A 20,055-nucleotide genomic window follows, 5' to 3' on the forward strand; every position below is an offset into this window, starting at 1 on the left:
GACACCGCGCTTGGCCGGGGTGGATGCTAAAGGCTGAACGCATGCCCGATCACGCCACCTCCACCCACCCCGCCGTGCAGGCGCAACTCGACCGTCTGGCCACATTGTCTCCGGGCGCCGACACCCTCGGGCTGGAACGGATCACCGCGCTCCTCTCGCGGCTCGGCGATCCGCATCTGTCGCTGCCGCCGGTGTTCCATGTCGCGGGCACCAACGGCAAGGGATCGACCTGTGCGTTCCTCCGCGCCGCGATCGAGGCGGCGGGGCACTCGGTCCACGTCTTCAGCAGCCCGCATCTGGTCCGCTTCAACGAACGCATTCGGGTCGCCGGCCACCTGATCGAGGACGATCGGCTCGCGACGCTGCTCGCCGAAGTGCTCGACGTGGCGGACGGCATCGGCGCCAGCTTCTTCGAGGTCACGACCGCCGCAGCCTTCCTCGCCTTCGCCCGCACTTCCGCTGCCGCGACGATCGTCGAGGTCGGGCTCGGCGGCCGGCTCGACGCGACCAACGTCGTCGTCGCGCCCGTGGTGACGGGTATTGCCGCGCTGGGGATGGATCACGAGGCGTTTCTCGGCACCTCCGCCACCGGCATCGCGGCGGAGAAAGCCGGCATCGCCAAGCGTGGCGTGCCGCTGGTGACGATGGATTACGCCCGGCCCCTGCGCGACCGCATCGCCGCCGTGGCCGCTGACGCCGGCGCGCCGGTGTTCGCACGCGGACGGGCGTGGAACAGCGAAACTGCCCGCTCGACGATGCGCTACATCGACGACGGCTTCTCCGTCGTCACCAGCCGCCCGCGCCTCGTCGGCGCACACCAGTCCCGCAATCTGGCGCTCGCCATCGCCATGCTGCAGCATCAGGGCGCGCTGCATATTCCCGAGGCGGCGTACCGTGCTGCTGCGGACTGGGCGCAATGGCCCGCGCGCATGCAGCGCCTGTCGCCCGGACCGTTGACGGATCGCCTCCCGGACGGATCGGAACTCTGGATCGACGGCGCCCACAATCCCTCCGCCGCCGCGCCCGTCGCCCGAGCGTTGCGAACGATCGCCCGGGGGCGCCCGGTAACGCTGGTGCTTGGCATGCTGGCCAACAAGGATGCTGCGGATGTTCTCCGGCTGCTGTCACCGTCCGTTGCGCATGTCGTGGCGGTGCCGGTGGCCGGGCACGCGCATCATGTACCGCGGGACCTGGCCGGGGTCGCAGTCCGGTTCGGCCTCGAAGTCACCACGGCCATGACGCTGGAGGAGGCGCTAAGTCACGTCCGGCAACCCGCGCCGGTCCTGATCGCAGGGTCGCTCTACCTTGCTGGCGAAGCGCTCGCCGCCAATGGCGAACCGCCGGCCTAGTTGCTATTGACTTGCAATAACGGATCGCAGACGTTGCCCGCATAGCCGCGGAGCAACGCCATGACCGACACCCTCGCCCTCCTGCCCCACACCCTGCCACGCTGTCAGAACGCGCGACTCGCATTGTTCGCGATCCGGCGGATGGGCGCGCACGGCCTCAACGACGCCTGCGCCGCGCACAGCATCTTCACCAGCTTCGGACAGGATTTCCGCCGGCCCTTGATGCTCCTGCGGGCCTTGATGGCGGACCTCGCGGCGCATGCCGGCGGCACGATCGCCATCGCGCCGTGCTGCTGTGCGCGGATGACGTCCGCAGAGGCGGCGTTGCTGTCGATCCTTCAGCGGATCGAGACGGAGCCGGTGCAGGCGCAGTTCCTGATGAGCGACCTGCTCGGCATCCGCCGCGTGGAGGGGCCGCTGATGGCGGCGGCGGCGGTGACGGCAGCTTTCGCCGACGCCGGCCGCCCGATCGCGGCCTGATCCGTCAATCCGCCCGTGCGTCGCCCCCACCGGCGACGCCCGCGCTGCCGATCGAGCGGTCGACCAGTCCGCTGCGGCTCATCCACCAGAACAGCGCCACGCCCGGCAGCGCGAGCGCCGTCGTCAGCAGGTAAAAGTCGACATAACCGAAACGCTCGATCAGCGCGCCAGCGGTGGTGCCCGTCACGATCCGCCCGACGATGCTCGCCGCCGCGGAGATCAAGGCGAATTGCGCGGCGGTGAAGCGCAGGTCGCACAGCGCGGAGAAATACGCGATGACGACGACCCCGCCGAACCCGCTCGCCGCATTCTCGAACCCGATCGCACCGGCCATGCCCCAGTTGCTGTGGCCCGCCGCCGCCAGTGCCGCGAAGGACAGGTTGGACACCGCCATCAGCACGAGCGCGAGCAGCACCGAGCGCTTCATGCCCATCCTCGCATACAGCACGCCGCCGACGAATATCCCGACCAGATAGGCGATGAATCCGACGCCAACGTCGTAGAACGCGATCTCGTCGCCGGTGAAGCCAAGCTCGTCGAACAACAGCCGCAGCGTCAGGTTCGCCAGCGTATCGCCGACCTTGTGAATCAGGATGAACAGCAGCACGAGCACGGCACCCTCGCGCGCGAAGAACTGTACGAACGGCCCCCAGATCGCTTTCAGCCCCTCCGCAAAACCGCGCCGCTCGACCGGGTCGCGTCGTCGCGGCGGCTCGCCGAGGAGCAGGCCAGCCAGCATCGCGGGCAACGCGAAGGTGGCGCACGCCAGATATCCCGCGCTCCACCCGGCGCGCTCGGCCACCACCAGCGCCAGCGCGCCCGCCCCCGCCGATCCGATCCGCCAGCCATATTGGCTCATCCCCGATCCCACGCCGAGCTGACGCGGCTCCAGCACCTCGATCCGGTAGGCGTCGATGACGATGTCGAACGTCGCGCCGGCCGCGCCGACCAGAATGGCCGCCGTCGCCGCCGCGCCGATGCTCGCCGCCGGATCGACCAGCGCCAGATTGGCGACGGCGGCGATCACCAGCACGCCGGCCAGGATCAGCCACGATACGCGCTGGCCCAGCCGCCCCAGCACCGGCAGCCGAACGCCGTCGACCACCCACGCCCAGAGCCATTTGAGATTATAGACGAGGAAGGCGAGGCTGAAGGCCGTGACGGTCTTCTTGTCGATCCCGTCCTGCGCCAGCCGCGTCGTCAGCGTCGCGCCGATCATCGCATAGGGAAAGCCCGACGATATTCCGAGCGCCAGCGCCGCCAGCGGTTGCCGTTCCAGATACGGCGCAACCCCGTCCCGCCAGCCCGTCCGTTCGGTCATTCCCGCCCCTTCGCTCATCGACGGGCAGCATAGCCGCGCGTCAGTCGAGCGTCACGCCGCTTCCGTCGCTGCCATTGGCGAACAGGGTGAAACCCGGCGGCAACCGCTTGGGCGGCTTGCCGGCCATTCCCGCCTCGATCGCGCCGATCGCGGCGATCAGGTCCCGCTGGCCATAAGGTTTGGCAAGGCACCCGGCGGCCAGTTCGATCGCTTCCGGCGGACAGGCCCCCGTCACGAACATCACCGCGACCCCGCGCTGGCGGGCTGCGCGCGCGACCTCGACGCCGGAGCCGTCGGCGAGGTTGACGTCTACCAGCACGAGGTCGATCGCCTCGCCGTCCGCCAGTACGGCCACGGCATCGGCGACCCGGTCCACGGTCGCGACGATCTCGAAATCGGCGTCGGTCAGGATATGCTCGGCGTCGAACGCCACGAGGGGTTCGTCCTCCACGACGAGGAGCCGGACGATCCGCCGTTTTTTCTTGCCGAACAACACGCCCGTCCGCCCGATCGTTACGCCCATGACGCATAACGCACTTGGATCGTAACGGACGCAAAGATTTTTCGCGTCGGCGCGCAATCCGCAGTATTCGCCGCCCATGACCAACGAGAAGACCGCAGAAGGTGCCCCCGAGGGCGATCGTATCGCCAAGCTGCTCGCCCGCGCCGGCATCGCCTCTCGCCGGGAGGTGGAGCGGATGATCGCAGAGGGCCGGATCGCGATAGACGGCAAGGTGCTCGACACCCCCGCCACCGTGCTCGCGTCGCTGGCGGGCGTCACCGTCGACGGCAAGCCGGTCGCGGCGCCCGAGCCGGCGCGGCTGTTCCTCTATCACAAACCGCCCGGACTGCTGGTGACGGAACGCGATCCCGCCGGGCGGCTGACGATCTACGACCGGCTGCCCACTGATTTGCCGCGGCTGGTGCCGGTCGGTCGGCTCGATCTCGCCACGGAAGGGCTGCTGTTGCTGACCACTGACGGCGGGCTGAAGCGGACGCTGGAACTGCCCGCGACCGGCGTCGAGCGGACCTATCGCGCACGTGCCTATGGCGAGATCACGCAGGCGCGGCTGGAGGAGCTGATCGACGGCATCGAGATCGAGGGCATCCGCTACGGGTCGATCGACGCCAATCTGGAACGGCGGACGGGCGCAAACGTCTGGATCGAACTCACGCTGACCGAGGGCAAGAACCGCGAAGTCCGCCGCGTGCTGGAATATCTCGGCCTTCAGGTCTCGCGCCTGATCCGTACCCGCTACGGCCCGTTCGTGCTGGGCGAGTTGCAGCCGAACGAGATCGGCGAGGCGCGTGGCACCGACATCGCCACCTTCCGCCGCTCGCTCGAGGGTTCCAAGCGCGGCAAGGGCCAGGAGCAGGCGATCGTCGAGGTCGAGGCTCGCGTCGTCGCGCCGCCGCCGCCCCCCCCCACGCCTGCGACCAGCCGCTCCGTCGCGACGGAGCGCCCGCGACCGGAGCCGGTGCGCGTCAATCGCGGTGCTACAACGGCTGGATGGGGCAGCCGCACGCGCCCCAGCCGCCCCACCGTCGAACCCGATGCCCCACGCACCCGCGGTCGCCCGCCACTGCGTGACGGCGTCGAGGCGCGCGCGCCGCGTCCTGCTGCGGACGGCGAGCGCAGCGGTCGCTTCGTGCGCGACCGCGGCGACGACGCGCGCGCGCCCCGCTCGCGCGCCGACAGCGATCCGCGCGCCAGCCGTGATCGGTCCGACGATCGGCCGCGTGCAGCATCCGGGAGCCGGCCTTTCGCCGGCCGTTCCGACGATCAGTCGCGCGCTCGCGGGACTGCGCCCGGCAATCGCGCGTTCGGCGTTCGCACGGACGACCAGTCGCGGTCGCGCGGTCCCTCGAAAGGCCCAGCCGGCGGCCGCGGCCATCCTCCCCGTGCCAGTCAGGACGGCGGCAAGCCTCCCGCGCGCGGCGGCGGTGGCGGCAAAGGTCCCGCGGGCGGTCGTGGCCATCCGCCCGGAGGTCCGAAGGGGGGCGCCCCCGGGGGCGGCGCACCGCGCGGAGGGAAGCGCTGATGCGGGTGATCTCAGGACAGTGGCGCGGGCGTCCGCTCGTCGCACCCAAGGGCGACGCGACCCGCCCGACCGCCGACCGCACGCGGGAGGCTCTGTTCTCGATGCTGGCCAGCCGCCTCGGCAGCTTCGAGGGACTGGCGGTGGCCGACCTGTTCGCCGGCTCGGGCGCGCTCGGGATCGAGGCGCTGTCGCGTGGTGCGGCGTCCTGCCTGTTCGTGGAGCAGGACCGGCCAGCGATCGACGCGCTCAAGGCCAATCTGGAGAAGCTCGGCGTGCGGGCCGACGTCCGCGCGACGTCGGTGCTGGCGCTCGGACCCGCGCCCGCGCCGCTCGATCTGGTGATGATGGACCCGCCCTACGGCACCGGTGCCGCGGCGGTGGCGCTCGACAAGCTGGGGCGGCTCGGCTGGTTCGGTCCCGCGACGTGGATCAGCGTGGAAACCGCCAAGCAGGACGAACTGGACGTACCCGGATTCACCGTCGACGCTTCCCGGGTTCACGGCAAAGCGAGGGTCACGCTGCTGCGCCGCGAGGGGTGATCCGGCTCGATCTTCTCGGATCCCGCCAAAAAGGAAGTACTCGGGCCAGCCCTAACCCTCGACCGCATCCTCCCGCACCCGCAGCATCGACACCGCCGCCAGCGCCATCACCGCTGCGGCGAAGGCCATCGTCCAGATCGGCTCGGTCGGGAAGAAATGCTTCATGATCGTGCCCATCACCGTCGCCACCAGCAATTGCGGCACCACGACGAAGATGTTGAACAGCCCCATATAGATGCCGAGCTTCCGCTGCGGCAGGCTGGAGGCGAGGATCGCGTAGGGCATTGCGAGGATCGACGCCCACGCGATACCGATTCCGACCTCCGCCAGCAGCAGCATCGCCGGCGAACGGATCACGAAGAACGACAGGAACGACACCGCACCGATCGCCAGCGCGCCGGCATGCGTCCGCACCTTGCCGAAGCGTCGCGCGACCGGCTGGAGCAGGAACGCCGCGACGATCGCCGCGACCAGATTGTACGCGGCGAACATGATCCCGACCCAGTTGCCGCCCTGATTATACGCCTCGCTGGCGGGATCGGCCGAGCCGTAGACATATTGGGCGACGACCGGCGTGGTGTAGATCCACATGATGAACAGCGCCGACCAGGTGAAGAACTGCGTCAGCGCCAGCCGCTTCATGATCGGCGGCATGCCGGAAAAATCGCCGACGACGTTGGTCAGCAGATTGTCGCGATTGCCGCGTGCGTACATGGCACCCGCCGCCAGCCGCGCGATCCCGTAGAACGCGACCAGCCCGCCGAGCAGGTACAGCTCCTTCTCCAGCCCGAGCACCGCCACGACCAGCGTGATCGCCAGCCCCGCGCCGATCCACACCAGCCCTCCGACCGTGGAGGCGGGCGGCACCGGCGGCACGTCATGCTCGCCGGCTTCATGCCCCTCGAACGCCGCCAGTTCCGCCGGGCTGTATTCGCGCGTCGTCAGTACGGTCCACAGCACCGACGCCAGCAGCGCCGCACCGCCGAAATAGAAGGACCAGAGGACCGTGTCGGGGATACCGCCACCCGGATGGAAGTTGCGGACGCCGAACCGGTCGAGCAGGAACGGTGTCGCCGACCCGATCACCGCCCCCGCACCGATGAACGCGGTCTGGAGAGCGTAGCCCGCCGTATGCTGATCCTTGCGCAGCATATCGCCGACGAACGCGCGGAACGGCTCCATCGCGATGTTGAGCGACGCGTCGAGCATCCACAGCAGCATCGCCGCCGCCATCAGCCCCGGCGCGTTCGGCATCCCGACCAGCGCCAGCGCGGCCAGCACCGCACCGGCGAAGAAATACGGCCGCCGCCGCCCGAACCGGCCCCAGGTACGATCCGAGTAATGGCCGATGATAGGCTGCACCAGCAGGCCGGTCAGCGGCGCGGCGATCCACAGCACCGCCAGATTGTCCAGGCTCTCGCCCAGCGACTGGAAGATGCGGCTCATATTCGCGTTCTGCAGCGCGAAGCCGATCTGGATGCCGAAGAACCCGAACGAGATGTTCCACAGGCCCGCGAACCCCTGCCGCGGCTTGTCCGTCTTCATGCGCGGTCCTTGCGGGTGACGGAGGAGGCGCGCACGACCAGTCGGGTGGGCAGGATCATGCTCGCCGCCGCCTCTCCCCTGATCCGTGCGAGCAGCAGTTCGACCAGCCGGCGGCCCGCTGCGGCGGCGTCCTGCACCACCGTCGTCAGCGGCGGGTTCGCGAAGCTCGCCGCGGGGATATCGTCGAAGCCGACGACCGCGATGTCGTGCGGGACGGACAATCCCGCCTCCGCCAGCACACGCATCGCCGCCAGCGCGATCAGGTCGCTCGCCGCGACGATGCCATCGAACGGCAGGCCACGTGCCAGCAGTTCGATGGCCGCACGCGTGCCGTCGTCCTCCGTCGAGATCGATGCGACCTGCAGCCGCGGATCGGGTGCAAGCCCCGCCTCCGCCAGCGCCTGGGCATAGCCGGCGTGGCGATCGTGGAACTCCGGATAATGATCGGTCGCATCGCCCAGAAATGCGATCCGCCGCCGTCCCTGCTCCAGCAGATGCCGCGCCGCCGCCAGTCCGCCCGCGACATTGTCGCACCCCAGCGTCAGCCCCGGCTGCCCCGGCTGCACCGATCCCCAGCGCACGAAATGCGTGCCGTGGCCGACCAGCGTCACCAGCCGCTGATGATAGTGCGCGTAATCGCCATAGCCGAGCAGGATCAGCCCGTCGGCCCGGTGGCTGTCCTCGTAATCGGTGTGCCAGTCGCTCGACAGTTGCTGGAACGACACCAGCAGGTCGTAGCCCTGTTCGGCGCACGCGCTCATGATCGATCCCAGCATCGCAAGGAAGAACGGGTTGATGAGCGTGTCGTCCGGCGACGGATCGCGGAACAGCAGCAGTGCGATCGTCCGCGTCGTGCCCGATCGCAGGTTCGATGCGGCCCGGTCGACGGTATAGTTCAGCTGCTTCGCGATCGCCTCGATGCGCTGGCGGGTCGCCGGGCTGACGGTGGGGCTGCCGCGCAGCGCGCGCGACACGGTCGGCTGCGACACGCCGGCCAGATGGGCGATGTCGAACGATGTGGCTTTGCGTTGACCGGACAAACTCAGGGCACCCTCTCCCCACGTCCGCTCTTTCGACGGCGACCGCGCCTGCCGAGAACAGCGCAGAACGACCGCGACGTCAACGCTTGCGACCCGTCCGGCGGCTATTTATCACATAATTAGGCGACGTGGGGACAAAGCTGTGACTGCCCGGCCACAGCGGGTTGCATAAAAGTTGAATACGTATGCCGCGGGCTTTCCGAACATCGTCGCGCAATCCATTGCGACACCATGTATTCACCCACGGCGCGAGAGACGCCACGGGTTCTAAGGGGGAGGATTTTCGACCAATGGCTTCTACACGCTCGATCTCGTTCGGTGCCACGCTGAACCTGACCGCCAGTGGCGGTGCGCTGAGCGCCGCCCTGTTGCTGATCGGCACCGGTAGCGCGCACGCGCAACAGACGACGACGGTGCCCGACCCGGCCGGCAGTTCCAGCACGTCTGCCAATCCTAACGAGTCCGGCAGCGCGCCCGATCGCCGCGCCGCGAACGCCGCCGTCACTGGCGACGTCACCGCCGCCCAGAACGAGGCGACCGCACAGGCAGCCGGAGCCGCCGTGCAGGACGCGGGCGGCACGCAGGAGGATGCGGAGATCGTCGTCACCGGCTTCCGCCGCAGCCTCGAAAATGCCGTAGCGGAAAAGAAGAGCCGGGATCAGGTCATCGAATCGGTGTCCGCCGAAGATATCGGCAAGCTGCCCGACGCCTCGATCGCCGAGTCGATCGCACGCCTGCCCGGCGTTACGTCGCAGCGTATCGCGGGCCGCTCGAACTCGATCTCGATCCGCGGCTTCGCGCCCGATTTCTCGACGACGCTGCTTAACGGTCGCGAGCAAACGTCGACGGGTGACAACCGCGCCGTCGAGTACGACCAGTATCCCGCCGAAGTCGTCAATCAGGTGCTGATCTACAAGACCGCCAATGCCGGCCTCGTCGGACAGGGTCTGTCGGGCACGGTCGACCTGCGCACCATCCGTCCGCTCGAATTCGGCCGTCAGGTCGTGTCGATCGGCGCGCGCGGGACCTATGCCGATATCGGAAAGCTGAACGCCGGGTCGAAGGACCTCGGCTACCGCGCCACCGCGACCTATGTCGACCAGTTCGCGAACGACACGCTCGGCATCGCGCTGTCGGCATCCTATCTGGACGAGCCTTACCAGATCCAGGAGTTCAACGCCTGGGGCTATGCGACCGGCACCCGCGTCGGCGACACCGCCCAGACCTCTGTCATCGGCGGCTCCAAGTCCTACGTCACGTCCACGACGCTCAAGCGCCTCGGCCTGTCGGGCACGGTGCAGTGGAAGCCGATCCCGGAGCTGGTCACCACGCTCGACGGCTTCTTCTCGGACTTCAAGGACAACCAGATCAAGCGCGGTATCGAGCTGCCGCTGGCGTTCGGTGGCGGATCGGGCACGATCTTCAACCCGACGCAGACCAACTCGACCGTATCGAACGGCCTCATCACCTCCGGCACGTTCGAGAATGTGCAGGGCGTCGTCCGCAACGACGCGTTCGAACGCAAGGCGAAGCTCTATTCGTTCGGCTACAACGCCAAATACACCGGCGACGACGGCTGGAATGCTCAGGTCGACGTCAGCTACTCGCGCACCAATCGCCGCGAACTGAGCTTCGAAAGCTATAGCGGCACCGGCTATGGTCAGGCGCTGGGCGCGACCGACACGATTGGCTTCACCAGCGGCAATTCGGGCACGTTCTTCGACCCTACGCTCGACTATTCCGATCCCAACCTGATCCTCCTGACCGATCCGCTCGGCTGGGGCGGTGCGAACGCGCAGGCTGCGTATCTCAATGATCGTCAGGTCACCGATTCGATCCGTCAGTACCGGACCGAGATCGAGAAGGAGATCGACTCGCCGATCAGCGCTATGCGCTTCGGCATGAACTATACGCGTCATACGAAGTCGCTGGTCCCGACCGAGTTCATCCTGCGCCTCGCCAACGGTGCGTTGCAGCAGCGGATTCCGGAACAGTATATCAAGGCGTCGACGGACCAGTCGTATCTGGGGCTGGGGCCGATGCTGTCCTATGATCCGCGCGAACTGCTCGCGGGCGGGGTCTACAGCTCGACTCCGAACTTCAGCCAGGATATCGCGACCAAGGCGTTCCGCGTCCGCGAGGATCTGATGACCGCCTATGTCCAGTCCGATCTGCGCGTGCCCGTGGGCACTGCCGAGCTGACCGGCAATTTCGGTGTTCAGGTCGTGCATACCGAGCAGAAATCATCGGGCCTCGTGTCGAACGGCGTCGGCTTCAACAACGTCACGCGCGGCGACGATTATTTCGACGTGCTGCCGAGCGCCAACCTGTCGCTGCGCTTCGCCAACGACATCGTCATCCGCGCCGCCGCGGCCCGCCAGATGCAGCGGCCGCGTATGGACGACATGCGCGTGGCGCTGGGTTACGGCTTCGACGCCAATCAGCAGATCCTGAACGGCAGCGGCGGCAACCCGTACCTCCGCCCGATCCGCTCGAACTCCTATGACGTCACGATCGAGAAGTATTTCGGCAACCGTGGCTATCTGGCGGTTCAGGGTTTCTACAAGGACCTGAAGAGCTTCGTCTACAATCAGGAGACCGCGTTCAATTACAGCGGCTACACCCTGCCGACGACCGCCCCCGCCAACACCCCGCCGATCGGTCTCGCCACGATCCCGATCAACGGCGAGGGCGGGAGCATCTACGGCGCGGAACTCGCCGGCACCCTGCCGCTGGGCGAGATCGTCGGCTTCCTCGACGGCTTCGGCGTCACCGGCGGCGGATCGTACACCAAGACGGAGATCACGCCGACGCCGGGCGGCGCGTCGGAGGACATTCCGGGCTATTCGCGCTGGGTGGCGAACGGCACCGCCTATTTCGAGAAGTGGGGCCTGAACATGCGCGGCAGCGTGCGGTACCGGTCGACCTTCGTCGGCGAACTGTCGGGCTTCGCCGCCAACCGCGTGCGTCGCCGCGCGCTGGACGAGCTGATCGTCGATGCACAGATCGGCTATGATTTCAGCGGCGGGATGTTCAACGGCCTGTCCGTCTACGTGCAGGGCCAGAACCTGACCGACGAACCGTTCGTCACGCTGAACGGCGGCGTCCGCAATCAGGTGATCGACTATCAGAAATACGGTCGCCGTTATCTGGCGGGCTTCTCCTACAAGTTCTGATCCACCGTTTCGAAGATCGGGCCCAACCCCCGATGCACCTCCGGACCCGGCGAGCGGCGCAACCGCGCGCCGGGTCCTTTTTGTTTAAGGTCCTCTCATGAAGGCTTTCGCGCTTCTCGCCGCCACGCTGCTGGCCACCCCCCTCGCCGCGCAGGATTACCGCCAGCGCCTGCCGCAGGACGAGGTCATCTATTTCGTGCTGCCCGACCGGTTCGAGAATGCCGATCCGGCCAATGATCGCGGCGGCCTGACCGGCGACCGTCTGAAGACCGGCTTCGATCCCTCGGCCAAGGGCTTCTATCACGGCGGCGACCTGAAAGGGCTGACGAAGCGGCTCGGCTACATCCAGTCGCTCGGCGCAACGGCCCTGTGGGTCGGCCCGATCTTCAAGAACAAGCCCGTTCAAGGCCCGAAGGGGCAGGAATCGGCCGGCTATCACGGCTACTGGATCACCGACTTCACGCAGGTCGATCCGCATCTGGGCACCAATGCCGACTTCAGGGCGCTGGTCGATGCCGCCCACGCGCGCGGCATGAAGGTCTATATGGATATCATCGCCAACCACACCGCCGACGTGATCCAGTATCGCGAATGCGGCGAAGGGAGCGAGTGCCCGTACCGCGACCGCGCGACCTATCCGTATCAGCGCCGCGGCGGCGTCGACGGACCGGCGATCAACCCGGGCTTCGCGGGTGATACCGTACAGACGCCGGAGAATTTCGCGCGACTGACCGATCCGACCTACGCTTACACGCCCTACGTTCCCGCCGCCGAACGTGTCGCGAAGGTGCCCGCGTGGCTCAACGACGTCACCCTCTATCACAACCGCGGCAACACGGTGTTCCGCAACGAAAGCTCCGACACCGGCGACTTTTCCGGTCTCGACGACCTGATGACCGAGAATCCGAAGGTCATCGCCGGCATGATCGACATCTTCGGCGGCTGGATCGACCGGTTCGGTGTCGACGGCTTCCGCATCGACACCGCCAAGCATGTGAACCCCGCCTTCTGGCAAAGTTTCGTGCCCGCGATGCAGGCGCGCGCGAAGGCGAACGGCATCCCCAATTTCCACGTCTTCGGCGAGGTCACGGCGGGTATGGAGCCGGGCTATCTGGCGCGATGGACGAAGATCGCCGGCTATCCCGCGGTCCTCGATTTCGCGTTCCAGAGCGCGGTGATGCAGACGGTGGCGGAGAACAAGCCGACGAGCGTCCTCGCCGCTTTGTTCGAGGGCGATGTGCTGTACGCGAGCGGAGAGGAAACGGCCGACATCCTGCCGACCTTCCTGGGCAACCACGATCAGGGCCGCTTCGGCCGCTGGGTCCGGCTCGGCAACCCGCAAGCGTCGGACGCGGAGGTGCTCCAGCGCACGATGCTCGGTAATGCCATGCTGCTGACGCTACGGGGCGTGCCGACCATCTATTATGGCGACGAGCAGGGGTTCGCGGGCGACGGCAACGATCAGGACGCGCGCGAGGATATGTTCGCGAGCAAGGTCGCCACCTACAACGACAACACCCTGATCGGATCGAAGGCGACCACCGCCACGCCGAACTTCGACCAGCGCCAGCCGCTCTATCGCCAGATCGCCGAAATGGCGAAACTGCGCGTCGCGACACCCGCCCTCACCCGTGGCCGACAGGTGACCCGCGCGGGCGGGGACGGCCCCGGCCTGTTCGCCGTCTCGCGCTTCGACCCGGACACCGGCCGTGAGTTCGTGGTCGCGTTCAACACCTCCGCCCGCCCGCTGACGCAGGCGGTGCAGGTGGAGGTCGGATCGTCGGCGTTCACGACACTGACCGGATCGTGCACGGCGAAAGCGAGCGCTCCCGGCAGCCTCGTCCTGACCCTCCCTGCGTTCGGCTATGCGGTGTGCGCAGCGAAAACCCGATAGACTCCCCTATGCTTCGACTGGGGCGGGGCATCGCGCAAGTCGATCGCTGGTGCCCGCAACCCAGCCGATCACGGCTTCGTCGCGAACGTCGCGGCCAGCCCGTGATACAGCTTTTCGCGGCACACCCCCATGCTCGCCCAGTCGGCGATGAAGGCCGTGGCGAACATCGGCAGCATCAGGCCGCGGCTGGCGGTCGTCTCGGACAGGATGATGACCGCGGTCAGCGGCGCGCGCACGACGCCGGTAAAATAGGCGACCATCCCAAGGATCACGACTGCCGCCGCCGGCTCGCCCGGAAATGCCGCGCGCAGCAGATTGCCGACGCCCGCGCCCACTGCCAGACTTGGAGCGAAGATGCCGCCCGGCAGCCCGGCGACCGCGGTGGCCAGCGTAGCGAGCAGCTTGGCCGGACCGAACCACAAAGGCGCATCCGCCCCGACGATCATCGCCCGCGCCGCGCCATAGCCGGTGCCCCAGGTCAGTCCCGTGACGACACCCAGCACCGCGACGACGATGCCGCAGCCACCGGCGAACAGCACCGGCCGTGCCTTGCTCCAGCGCGTGATGCCGTGCCGCCCCGTCGCCAGCGCCAGCACCGCGCGCGAGAAACAACCGCCCGCCAGCCCGCCGGCGATCCCCGCGACCGGCACCACGATCAACGCTCCTGCGGTCGGAAGATGCGCGCCGATCGCGCCGAAATACACGTAATCGCCGGCCAGACTCTGCGCGACCATGCCGGCGATGACGATCGACGACAGCACCATCAGCGTCATGCGCTGTTCGTAGGCGGCGGCGAGTTCCTCGATCGCGAACAGCACGCCCGCCAGCGGCGTGTTGAAGGCGGCGGCGACGCCCGCTGCGCCGCTCGCGATCACGACCGAGCTTTTCAGCGTCACCAGCATCAGCCGGTGACTGAGGCCCATCACCGCCGCCGCGATCTGCACGGTCGGCCCCTCGCGCCCGACGCTGGCTCCGCACAGCACCGCGCCCAGCGTCAGCAGCGTCTTGCCGACGACGGTGCGGATGGCGATCAATCCGCTGGTCGCCGCCACCGGGTCGCTGCGGGCCGCCATCACCTGCGGAATGCCGGACCCGCGTGCCAGCGGCACCCAGCGGCGCGTGATCCACACGAGCGTCATGAATCCCAGCGGCGTCGTCAGCAGCGGCACCCAGCGGTAGTGGTTCGCGAACCCGCCGAACGCCTCGCCCGCCGCGTCCGACGCCTGCGCGAACAGCACCGCCGCGATGCCGATCGCGATCGCACCCGCGATGACCGCGATACGCCTTCGGAAACGCACCGATGTCGGCCCACGCGACCGGAGCAGCGCCCGAAAGCGCGACGGCGTCCAGCGTCTGGTGGCGGGGGTGATCGGCGACGGGTCGGGCACGCCCCCGTTTAAGCGTCCACGTCGCCGCGCGTCACCCCCCGCGCGATCAGTCCTCCATGATCCGGCTGTGTTTGGCCGTATCTTTCATCCGCCAGTACACGATCAGCGACACGCCGATCATACCCGCGACATACCAGTAGAAGGCGCGCTCCGCCCCCTCCCCCTTCAGCCACAGCGCGACATACTCGGCAGTCCCGCCGAAGATCGTGTTCGCCAACGCATAGGGCAGCGCCACGCCCAGCGCGCGGACATGCGCCGGGAAAAGCTCCGCCTTCACGACCGCGTTGATCGAGGTATAGCCGCTGACGATGACCAGCGCCGTCATCACCAGCGCCCACGCCGCCAGCGGGCTGCGCACCGTCTCCAGCGCGGTGAACAGCGGCACGGTCGCGATCAGCCCGGCGATGCCGAACCCGATCATCAGCGGCTTGCGCCCGATCCGGTCGGACAGCGCCCCCGCCGCCGGCTGCAACAGCGCATACAGCGCCAGTGCCGCCGTCATGATCCCCGTCGCCGTCTCGCGGCTGAAGCCCGACGTGTTGACGAGGAACTTCTGCATGTACGTCGTGTAGGCATAGAAGGCGAGCGTCCCGCCCGCGGTCAGCAGCAGCACCGTCGCCGCCTCGCGCGGATGCTCCCTGAACAACAGCCAGCCGCTGGATTTGGGCTTGTCGCGGGAATTCTCGAACGACTGCGTCTCCGCGAGCCCGCGGCGGATGCGGAACACCACGATCGCCAGCAGTCCGCCGATCGCGAACGGAATGCGCCAGCCCCATACCTCCAGCTCCGCCTCGGACAGCACGCCTTGCAACAGCAGCAGCGTACCAAGCGCCAGCAACTGTCCGGCGATCAACGTCACATACTGGAACGACGAGAAGAAGCCGCGCCGCGACTTGCCCGCCATCTCCGACAGATACACCGCGCTCGCGCCATATTCGCCGCCGACCGACAGACCCTGCATCAACCGCGCTAGCACCAGCAGCGCCGGTGCGCCCCAGCCGATCGTCTCGTATCCCGGACATACGGCGATCAGGAACGCGCCGGCGCACATCAGCGTCACCGACAGCGTCAGCCCGGCCTTGCGCCCATGTCGGTCGGCATAGATGCCCATGATCCACGCGCCGATCGGCCGCATCACGAACCCGACCGCGAACACCGCGGCGGTGTTCAGCAACTGCGCCGTCGGATCGCCTTTCGGGAAGAAGACCGGCGCGAAATACAGGCCGAATGCCGAATACACGTACCAGTCGAACCATTCGACCAGATTGCCCGCCGATCCGCCCAGAATCGACTTCAACCTGCCGCTTTTCGCGACGCCCCCCGCCGTGCTCACTTGGCGAATCCCCTCTTTGACAACAGCGCCTGAATGTCCGGGTCACGCCCCCTGAACTGCCGATAGGCGTCGGCGCGATCGGTTTCGTTGCCGGTCGAAAGCAGGATCGTCGCGAACCTGTCGGCGGTGGCCTTGTCCCACGGACTGCCCGCCTCCTCGAACGCGGAGAAGGTGTCGGCATCCATCGTCTCCGACCAGAGATAGCTGTAATAGCCAGCCGAATAGGCATCGGACGAGAACAGGTGATTGAACTGCGGCAGGCGGTGCCGCATCACCAGTTGCTTCGGCATGCCCAGCTCCGCCAGCGTCTCGCGCTCGAACCGGTCGGGGTCGATCACACCGTCCGCCACCGTGTGCAGCTTCATGTCGACGATCGCCGACGACAGGTAGCTGGCGGTCGCATAGCCCTGGTTGAAGGTCTTCGACGCCTCGATCTTGTCGAGCAGCGCCTGCGGCATCGGTGCCTTGGTCTGGTAATGCCGGGCATATTTGTCGAGCACGTCGTGCGTCAGCAGCCAATGCTCGTTCACCTGGCTGGGAAACTCCACGAAGTCGCGCGGCGTCCCGGCCAACCCCGGATAGGTCACGTTCTGTAACATCGCGTGGATCGCGTGGCCGAACTCGTGGAACAGCGTCTGCGCATCGTCCAGACTGATGAGCACCGGCTCACCCGGTGCGGGCTTGGCGAAATTGTTGTTGTTCGACGACAGCACCGTTTGCGCCGGCGGCAAGTTCCGCTGCCCGCGATACGTGTTCGCCCACGCACCCGACCGCTTGCCCGAGCGCGCGAAATCGTCGCGGTAGAACAGGCCGACCTCCTTGCCGGCGCTCGTTACATGCCACACGCGCATGTTCGGTTCGAACACCGGCACCGTACCCGTGATCTCCCTGAACTCCAGCCCGTACAGCCGGTTGGCGGCGTAGAGCGAACCCTGGATGATGTTGTTCAGCTCGAAGTAGGGCTTCAGCTGCGCCTGATCGAGGTCGTAGCGCGCCTTGCGAGCCTTCTCCTGATAATAGGCGTAGTCCCAAGGCTCGATGGTCAGCTTCTGCCCCTCACGATCGGCAATCGCTTGCATGTCACGGACCTCCTCCGCGACGCGCGCCTTCGCGAACGGCCAGACCCGCATCATCAGCGCCGTCGCGGCGGCGGGCGTCTTCGCCATCGTGTCCTGCATCCGCCAGTCCGCGTGCGTCCTGAACCCCAGCAGGTGCGCCCGATCCGCGCGTAGCTTCAGGATACGGGCGATCGTCGCGTTCGTGTCGTTCGCGTCGCCATTGTCGCCGCGCATCATGAACGCGCGCCAGGCCTTCTCGCGCAATGCCCGATCGCTGGCGAAGGTCAGCACCGGATCGACCGCTGATCGCGTGTTGACGATCGCCCAACCTGCCTGCTGGCGCTCGATCGCCGCGGCCTTGGCCACCGCCTTCACGCTGTCCGGCAGCCCGGCGAGCTGTGCCTCGTCGGTCACGGTGATCGCGGTGCCCTCATCCGCCAGCAGCTTGCTGGAAAAGTCGCTGAATGCCCTGGCAAGTTGCTGGTTGTAGTCGGAAAGCTGCGCCTTCTGCGCCGCATTCAGCTTCGCGCCCTGCCGCACGAAGCTGTCATAGGTGCGCGTCACCAGCCGCTGTTGCTGCGCGTCCAGCTTCGACCGGCCGGCGTGGATCGCCGCGATCCGCGCAAACAGCTTCGGATCGAACGTAATCGCATCCTGCGCCGCCGACAGTTTCGGCGACCATGTCTTCTCCAGCGCCTGATACGCTGGCGTGTTCATGTTGCTGGTCATCACGCCGAACAGCGCGCTCACCCGCTGAAGCCGCGCACCCGCCAGTTGCATCGGTACGAAGGTGTTGGCGAAGGTCGGCGGCCCGGGATCGTCAGCGATCCGGCGATACTCCGCCGCGCGCTCCGCCAGCGCCGCCGTGAAAGCCGCGGGGAAAAGCTCCGGCTTGACCTTATCCCACGGGGGTACGCCGCCATACGGACCATCCCAGTCGGCAAGCAGCGGATTGACCGCCTCCGCCGGCGCAGCAACATCCTGCGCACCGACCGGCGCATTGCCGGCGGGGACGATGAGCGCCGTCATCGACGCGACAAGCAACAGATTGTGCAATGGAAACTCCCGTTCATGCGGCGGCATCATAGCCGGCATGAACGATCCGTCACCCGCTGAATTGGCTTTCCTTGATAGCGACGCTCATCCAGCGCGTTTCAGTCGACGATGCTCATTCGGGTGGCGGTGCGGCGTCCTGCCCGGCAGCGATCGCCGCCGCCTCAATCAGCCGGCGGCCGGTTTCCTCTGCGCAGGCCGGCGTCATCGCCGCGGCGATCCCGTCCGGTCCATCGAGCAGGACCACCCCATATTCCGCGCTGGCGACACCGGGTTCGGTCAGGGGAGTCAGCGATGCCATGGGTCAGTCCTTCCGGAGATCGTCAGGGAACAGATAGGCGGAGTCGAACTCCCCGAGCGCGGCCAGCGCCCGGCGATCGAGTATCTCGGCCACCCCGTTGCGAAACAGCAGGAGACCACGTTCGCGTAACGACCGCAGGACGCGGTTGACGTGAACGCCGGTGAGCCCGCAAGCCTCCGCCAGATCGGCCTGTTTCAGCGGCAGCGCGAATCGCCCGTCCGCCGCCAGCCCGACCATCTCCAGCCGCGTATTCAACTCGCACATCAGATGCGCCACCCTGCCCTCCGCGCCCAGTCGACCCAGCCGAAAGATCCATTCGCGGTGCATCGCCGCATCGAGCAGCGTCGAGAACCACAGCATCCGCGTCAAATTGGGTCGCCCCTCCATCACCCGCGCCAGCGCGGCATGGGGCCAGGAGGCGATCTTGACGGGACCGAGGGTCGCGACATCGTGGTCCAGCATTTCCATCGGAAAGCCATGCAGATCGACGAAGTCGCCTGGAACATGGATCGCCACCAGTTGCCGCAGACCTTCGCGATCGTCCATGTATCGGCAGATGAATCCTTCCAGCAACATCGTGCTGACCGTCACGCGTTCCCCCGCACGGATCATCAGTGTCCGCGCCGGCAGCGTCCGGACGTTCTGCGCCGCGTCATCCAGCGCACCGATATCGTCGGCCGTCAGCTGCGATCGCCTCCGGCCCATCAGGAACCTGCCCGTGACGGTCTCGGTTCCCGTCGCCTCCACCATGCGCCACTCCATGCATTCACGTTGATCGGGATCAACGTGACCGAGTTTGATGCAACATTGCAAGAGCTTCGCGTGTTCCCGGCGATATGCATCATATCGTTTTCGATAACCACCATGCGCTCGCACGCGATTTCGTCGATACCGTCGAGAACCCTTCCTTCCCCTGCGTGGGCGCGAAATCGGCGCTGGCGCGTGGCCAGATGGATATTCTGGTCGGCCGCAACCTGACCTCCGCCTGGGACGACCTGCGTATCCTGCCGGCGCTGGCCGCAACCGTCGGCAAGTATCGCGCGGACCGGGCGCTGTTCCGGACGCTCGTCGTGCTGTTCGAAGGGCCGGAATCCCTGACCGAGGAAGCGTTCGAGCGGCACCTCTGGGCGCGCGCGCAATCGCTGTCCGACAAGGATGAATGGCTCGGCTATCGCCCCGCCGCCGAGGTATCGTCCGATCCCGACGATCCGCATTTCTCCCTCAGCTTCGCAGGCGAGGCGTTCTTCGTCGTCGGCCTGCATCCGAACGCGAGCCGGCCGGCGCGCCGGTTCAGGACGCCGGCGATGGTCTTCAACCTGCACGACCAGTTCGAGGTTCTGCGCGCGCAGCAGCGTTACGAGAAGCTTCGTGCCTCGATCGTCGCACGGGACGTCGCGGTCGCCGGTTCTCCCAACCCGATGCTTGCACGGCACGGCGAGATCAGCGAGGCTCGGCAATATAGCGGCCGGATGGTCGGCCCGGAATGGAAATGTCCCTTCAGTCGTAACTCGGTTGAGGCGAACGTGCATGGTTGAG

At 67.3% G+C, this 20,055-nt stretch carries 15 protein-coding genes and 1 pseudogene; 7 read left to right on the top strand and 9 right to left on the bottom strand.

Features of this window, described 5'->3' with window-relative positions; all coding sequences use genetic code 11:
- The first annotated feature begins 41 nt into the window (after window positions 1–41).
- Window positions 42–1,349, top strand: a complete 1,308-nt coding sequence (locus ASG07_RS06260; RefSeq protein WP_055843568.1) for a bifunctional folylpolyglutamate synthase/dihydrofolate synthase — start codon at window positions 42–44, stop codon at window positions 1,347–1,349.
- A gap of 60 nt (window positions 1,350–1,409) precedes the next feature.
- Window positions 1,410–1,829: a DUF6628 family protein gene (locus ASG07_RS06265; protein WP_055843569.1), complete on the top strand. Its 420-nt coding sequence runs from the start codon at window positions 1,410–1,412 to the stop codon at window positions 1,827–1,829.
- 4 nt (window positions 1,830–1,833) lie between these two features.
- Here ASG07_RS06265 and ASG07_RS06270 read toward each other — a convergent pair whose 3' ends face one another.
- Both ASG07_RS06270 and ASG07_RS06275 read right to left on the bottom strand, forming a co-directional pair.
- The gene (locus tag ASG07_RS06270) at window positions 1,834–3,168 is read right to left on the bottom strand and encodes an AmpG family muropeptide MFS transporter (protein ID WP_055843570.1); all 1,335 of its coding nucleotides are present in this window, start codon (window positions 3,166–3,168) and stop codon (window positions 1,834–1,836) included.
- A gap of 22 nt (window positions 3,169–3,190) precedes the next feature.
- Window positions 3,191–3,646 (bottom strand): response regulator, encoded by a 456-nt coding sequence (locus ASG07_RS06275; RefSeq protein ID WP_055843987.1) that lies wholly within the window; start codon window positions 3,644–3,646, stop codon window positions 3,191–3,193.
- 136 nt (window positions 3,647–3,782) lie between these two features.
- On the opposite strand from ASG07_RS06275, the pseudogene ASG07_RS17165 reads away from it, so the two are divergent.
- Both ASG07_RS17165 and rsmD read left to right on the top strand, forming a co-directional pair.
- Window positions 3,783–4,505, top strand: a pseudogene (locus ASG07_RS17165) (pseudouridine synthase); the annotation flags it as partial.
- Window positions 4,506–5,191: 686 nt separating this feature from the next.
- Entirely contained in the window at window positions 5,192–5,731 is a 540-nt protein-coding gene (gene rsmD, locus ASG07_RS06285) for a 16S rRNA (guanine(966)-N(2))-methyltransferase RsmD (RefSeq protein ID WP_055843572.1), read from the top strand.
- A gap of 51 nt (window positions 5,732–5,782) precedes the next feature.
- Here rsmD and ASG07_RS06290 read toward each other — a convergent pair whose 3' ends face one another.
- On the bottom strand, window positions 5,783–7,276 hold the full coding sequence (locus ASG07_RS06290; RefSeq protein WP_055843573.1) for an MFS transporter: 1,494 nt from the start codon (window positions 7,274–7,276) through the stop codon (window positions 5,783–5,785).
- Window positions 7,273–8,316 carry a LacI family DNA-binding transcriptional regulator gene (locus ASG07_RS06295; protein ID WP_055843574.1) on the bottom strand — a complete coding sequence of 348 codons (1,044 nt, stop codon included), beginning with the start codon at window positions 8,314–8,316 and terminating at the stop codon, window positions 7,273–7,275. Before ASG07_RS06295 ends, ASG07_RS06290 begins: the two co-directional genes overlap by 4 nt.
- Before the next feature lie 290 nt (window positions 8,317–8,606).
- Between ASG07_RS06295 and ASG07_RS06300 the strand changes: the two genes are divergently transcribed.
- Window positions 8,607–11,492, top strand: a complete 2,886-nt coding sequence (locus ASG07_RS06300; protein WP_082474578.1) for a TonB-dependent receptor — start codon at window positions 8,607–8,609, stop codon at window positions 11,490–11,492.
- A 97-nt stretch (window positions 11,493–11,589) separates the two neighbouring features.
- The gene (locus ASG07_RS06305; protein WP_055843575.1) at window positions 11,590–13,386 is read left to right on the top strand and encodes an alpha-amylase family glycosyl hydrolase; all 1,797 of its coding nucleotides are present in this window, start codon (window positions 11,590–11,592) and stop codon (window positions 13,384–13,386) included.
- 68 nt (window positions 13,387–13,454) lie between these two features.
- Here ASG07_RS06305 and ASG07_RS06310 read toward each other — a convergent pair whose 3' ends face one another.
- From ASG07_RS06310 to ASG07_RS06330, 5 genes are all read right to left on the bottom strand, one after another.
- Window positions 13,455–14,774, bottom strand: coding sequence for a chloride channel protein (locus ASG07_RS06310; RefSeq protein WP_055843576.1), 1,320 nt, complete (start codon window positions 14,772–14,774; stop codon window positions 13,455–13,457).
- Window positions 14,775–14,820: 46 nt separating this feature from the next.
- Entirely contained in the window at window positions 14,821–16,071 is a 1,251-nt protein-coding gene (locus tag ASG07_RS06315) for an MFS transporter (RefSeq protein WP_443024594.1), read from the bottom strand.
- 32 nt (window positions 16,072–16,103) lie between these two features.
- On the bottom strand, window positions 16,104–18,260 hold the full coding sequence (locus tag ASG07_RS06320) for a M3 family metallopeptidase (protein WP_055843578.1): 2,157 nt from the start codon (window positions 18,258–18,260) through the stop codon (window positions 16,104–16,106).
- 73 nt (window positions 18,261–18,333) lie between these two features.
- Window positions 18,334–18,519 carry a hypothetical protein gene (locus ASG07_RS06325; protein ID WP_055843579.1) on the bottom strand — a complete coding sequence of 62 codons (186 nt, stop codon included), beginning with the start codon at window positions 18,517–18,519 and terminating at the stop codon, window positions 18,334–18,336.
- A 3-nt stretch (window positions 18,520–18,522) separates the two neighbouring features.
- Window positions 18,523–19,281, bottom strand: a complete 759-nt coding sequence (locus ASG07_RS06330; protein WP_156361765.1) for a Crp/Fnr family transcriptional regulator — start codon at window positions 19,279–19,281, stop codon at window positions 18,523–18,525.
- A gap of 74 nt (window positions 19,282–19,355) precedes the next feature.
- On the opposite strand from ASG07_RS06330, the gene gntA reads away from it, so the two are divergent.
- Window positions 19,356–20,054 (top strand): guanitoxin biosynthesis heme-dependent pre-guanitoxin N-hydroxylase GntA, encoded by a 699-nt coding sequence (gene gntA / locus ASG07_RS06335; RefSeq protein ID WP_055843580.1) that lies wholly within the window; start codon window positions 19,356–19,358, stop codon window positions 20,052–20,054.
- Window position 20,055 lies beyond the last annotated feature (1 nt).

Origin of the sequence: Sphingomonas sp. Leaf343 (genome assembly GCF_001423765.1) — a bacterium.
Lineage (GTDB): Bacteria > Pseudomonadota > Alphaproteobacteria > Sphingomonadales > Sphingomonadaceae > Sphingomonas.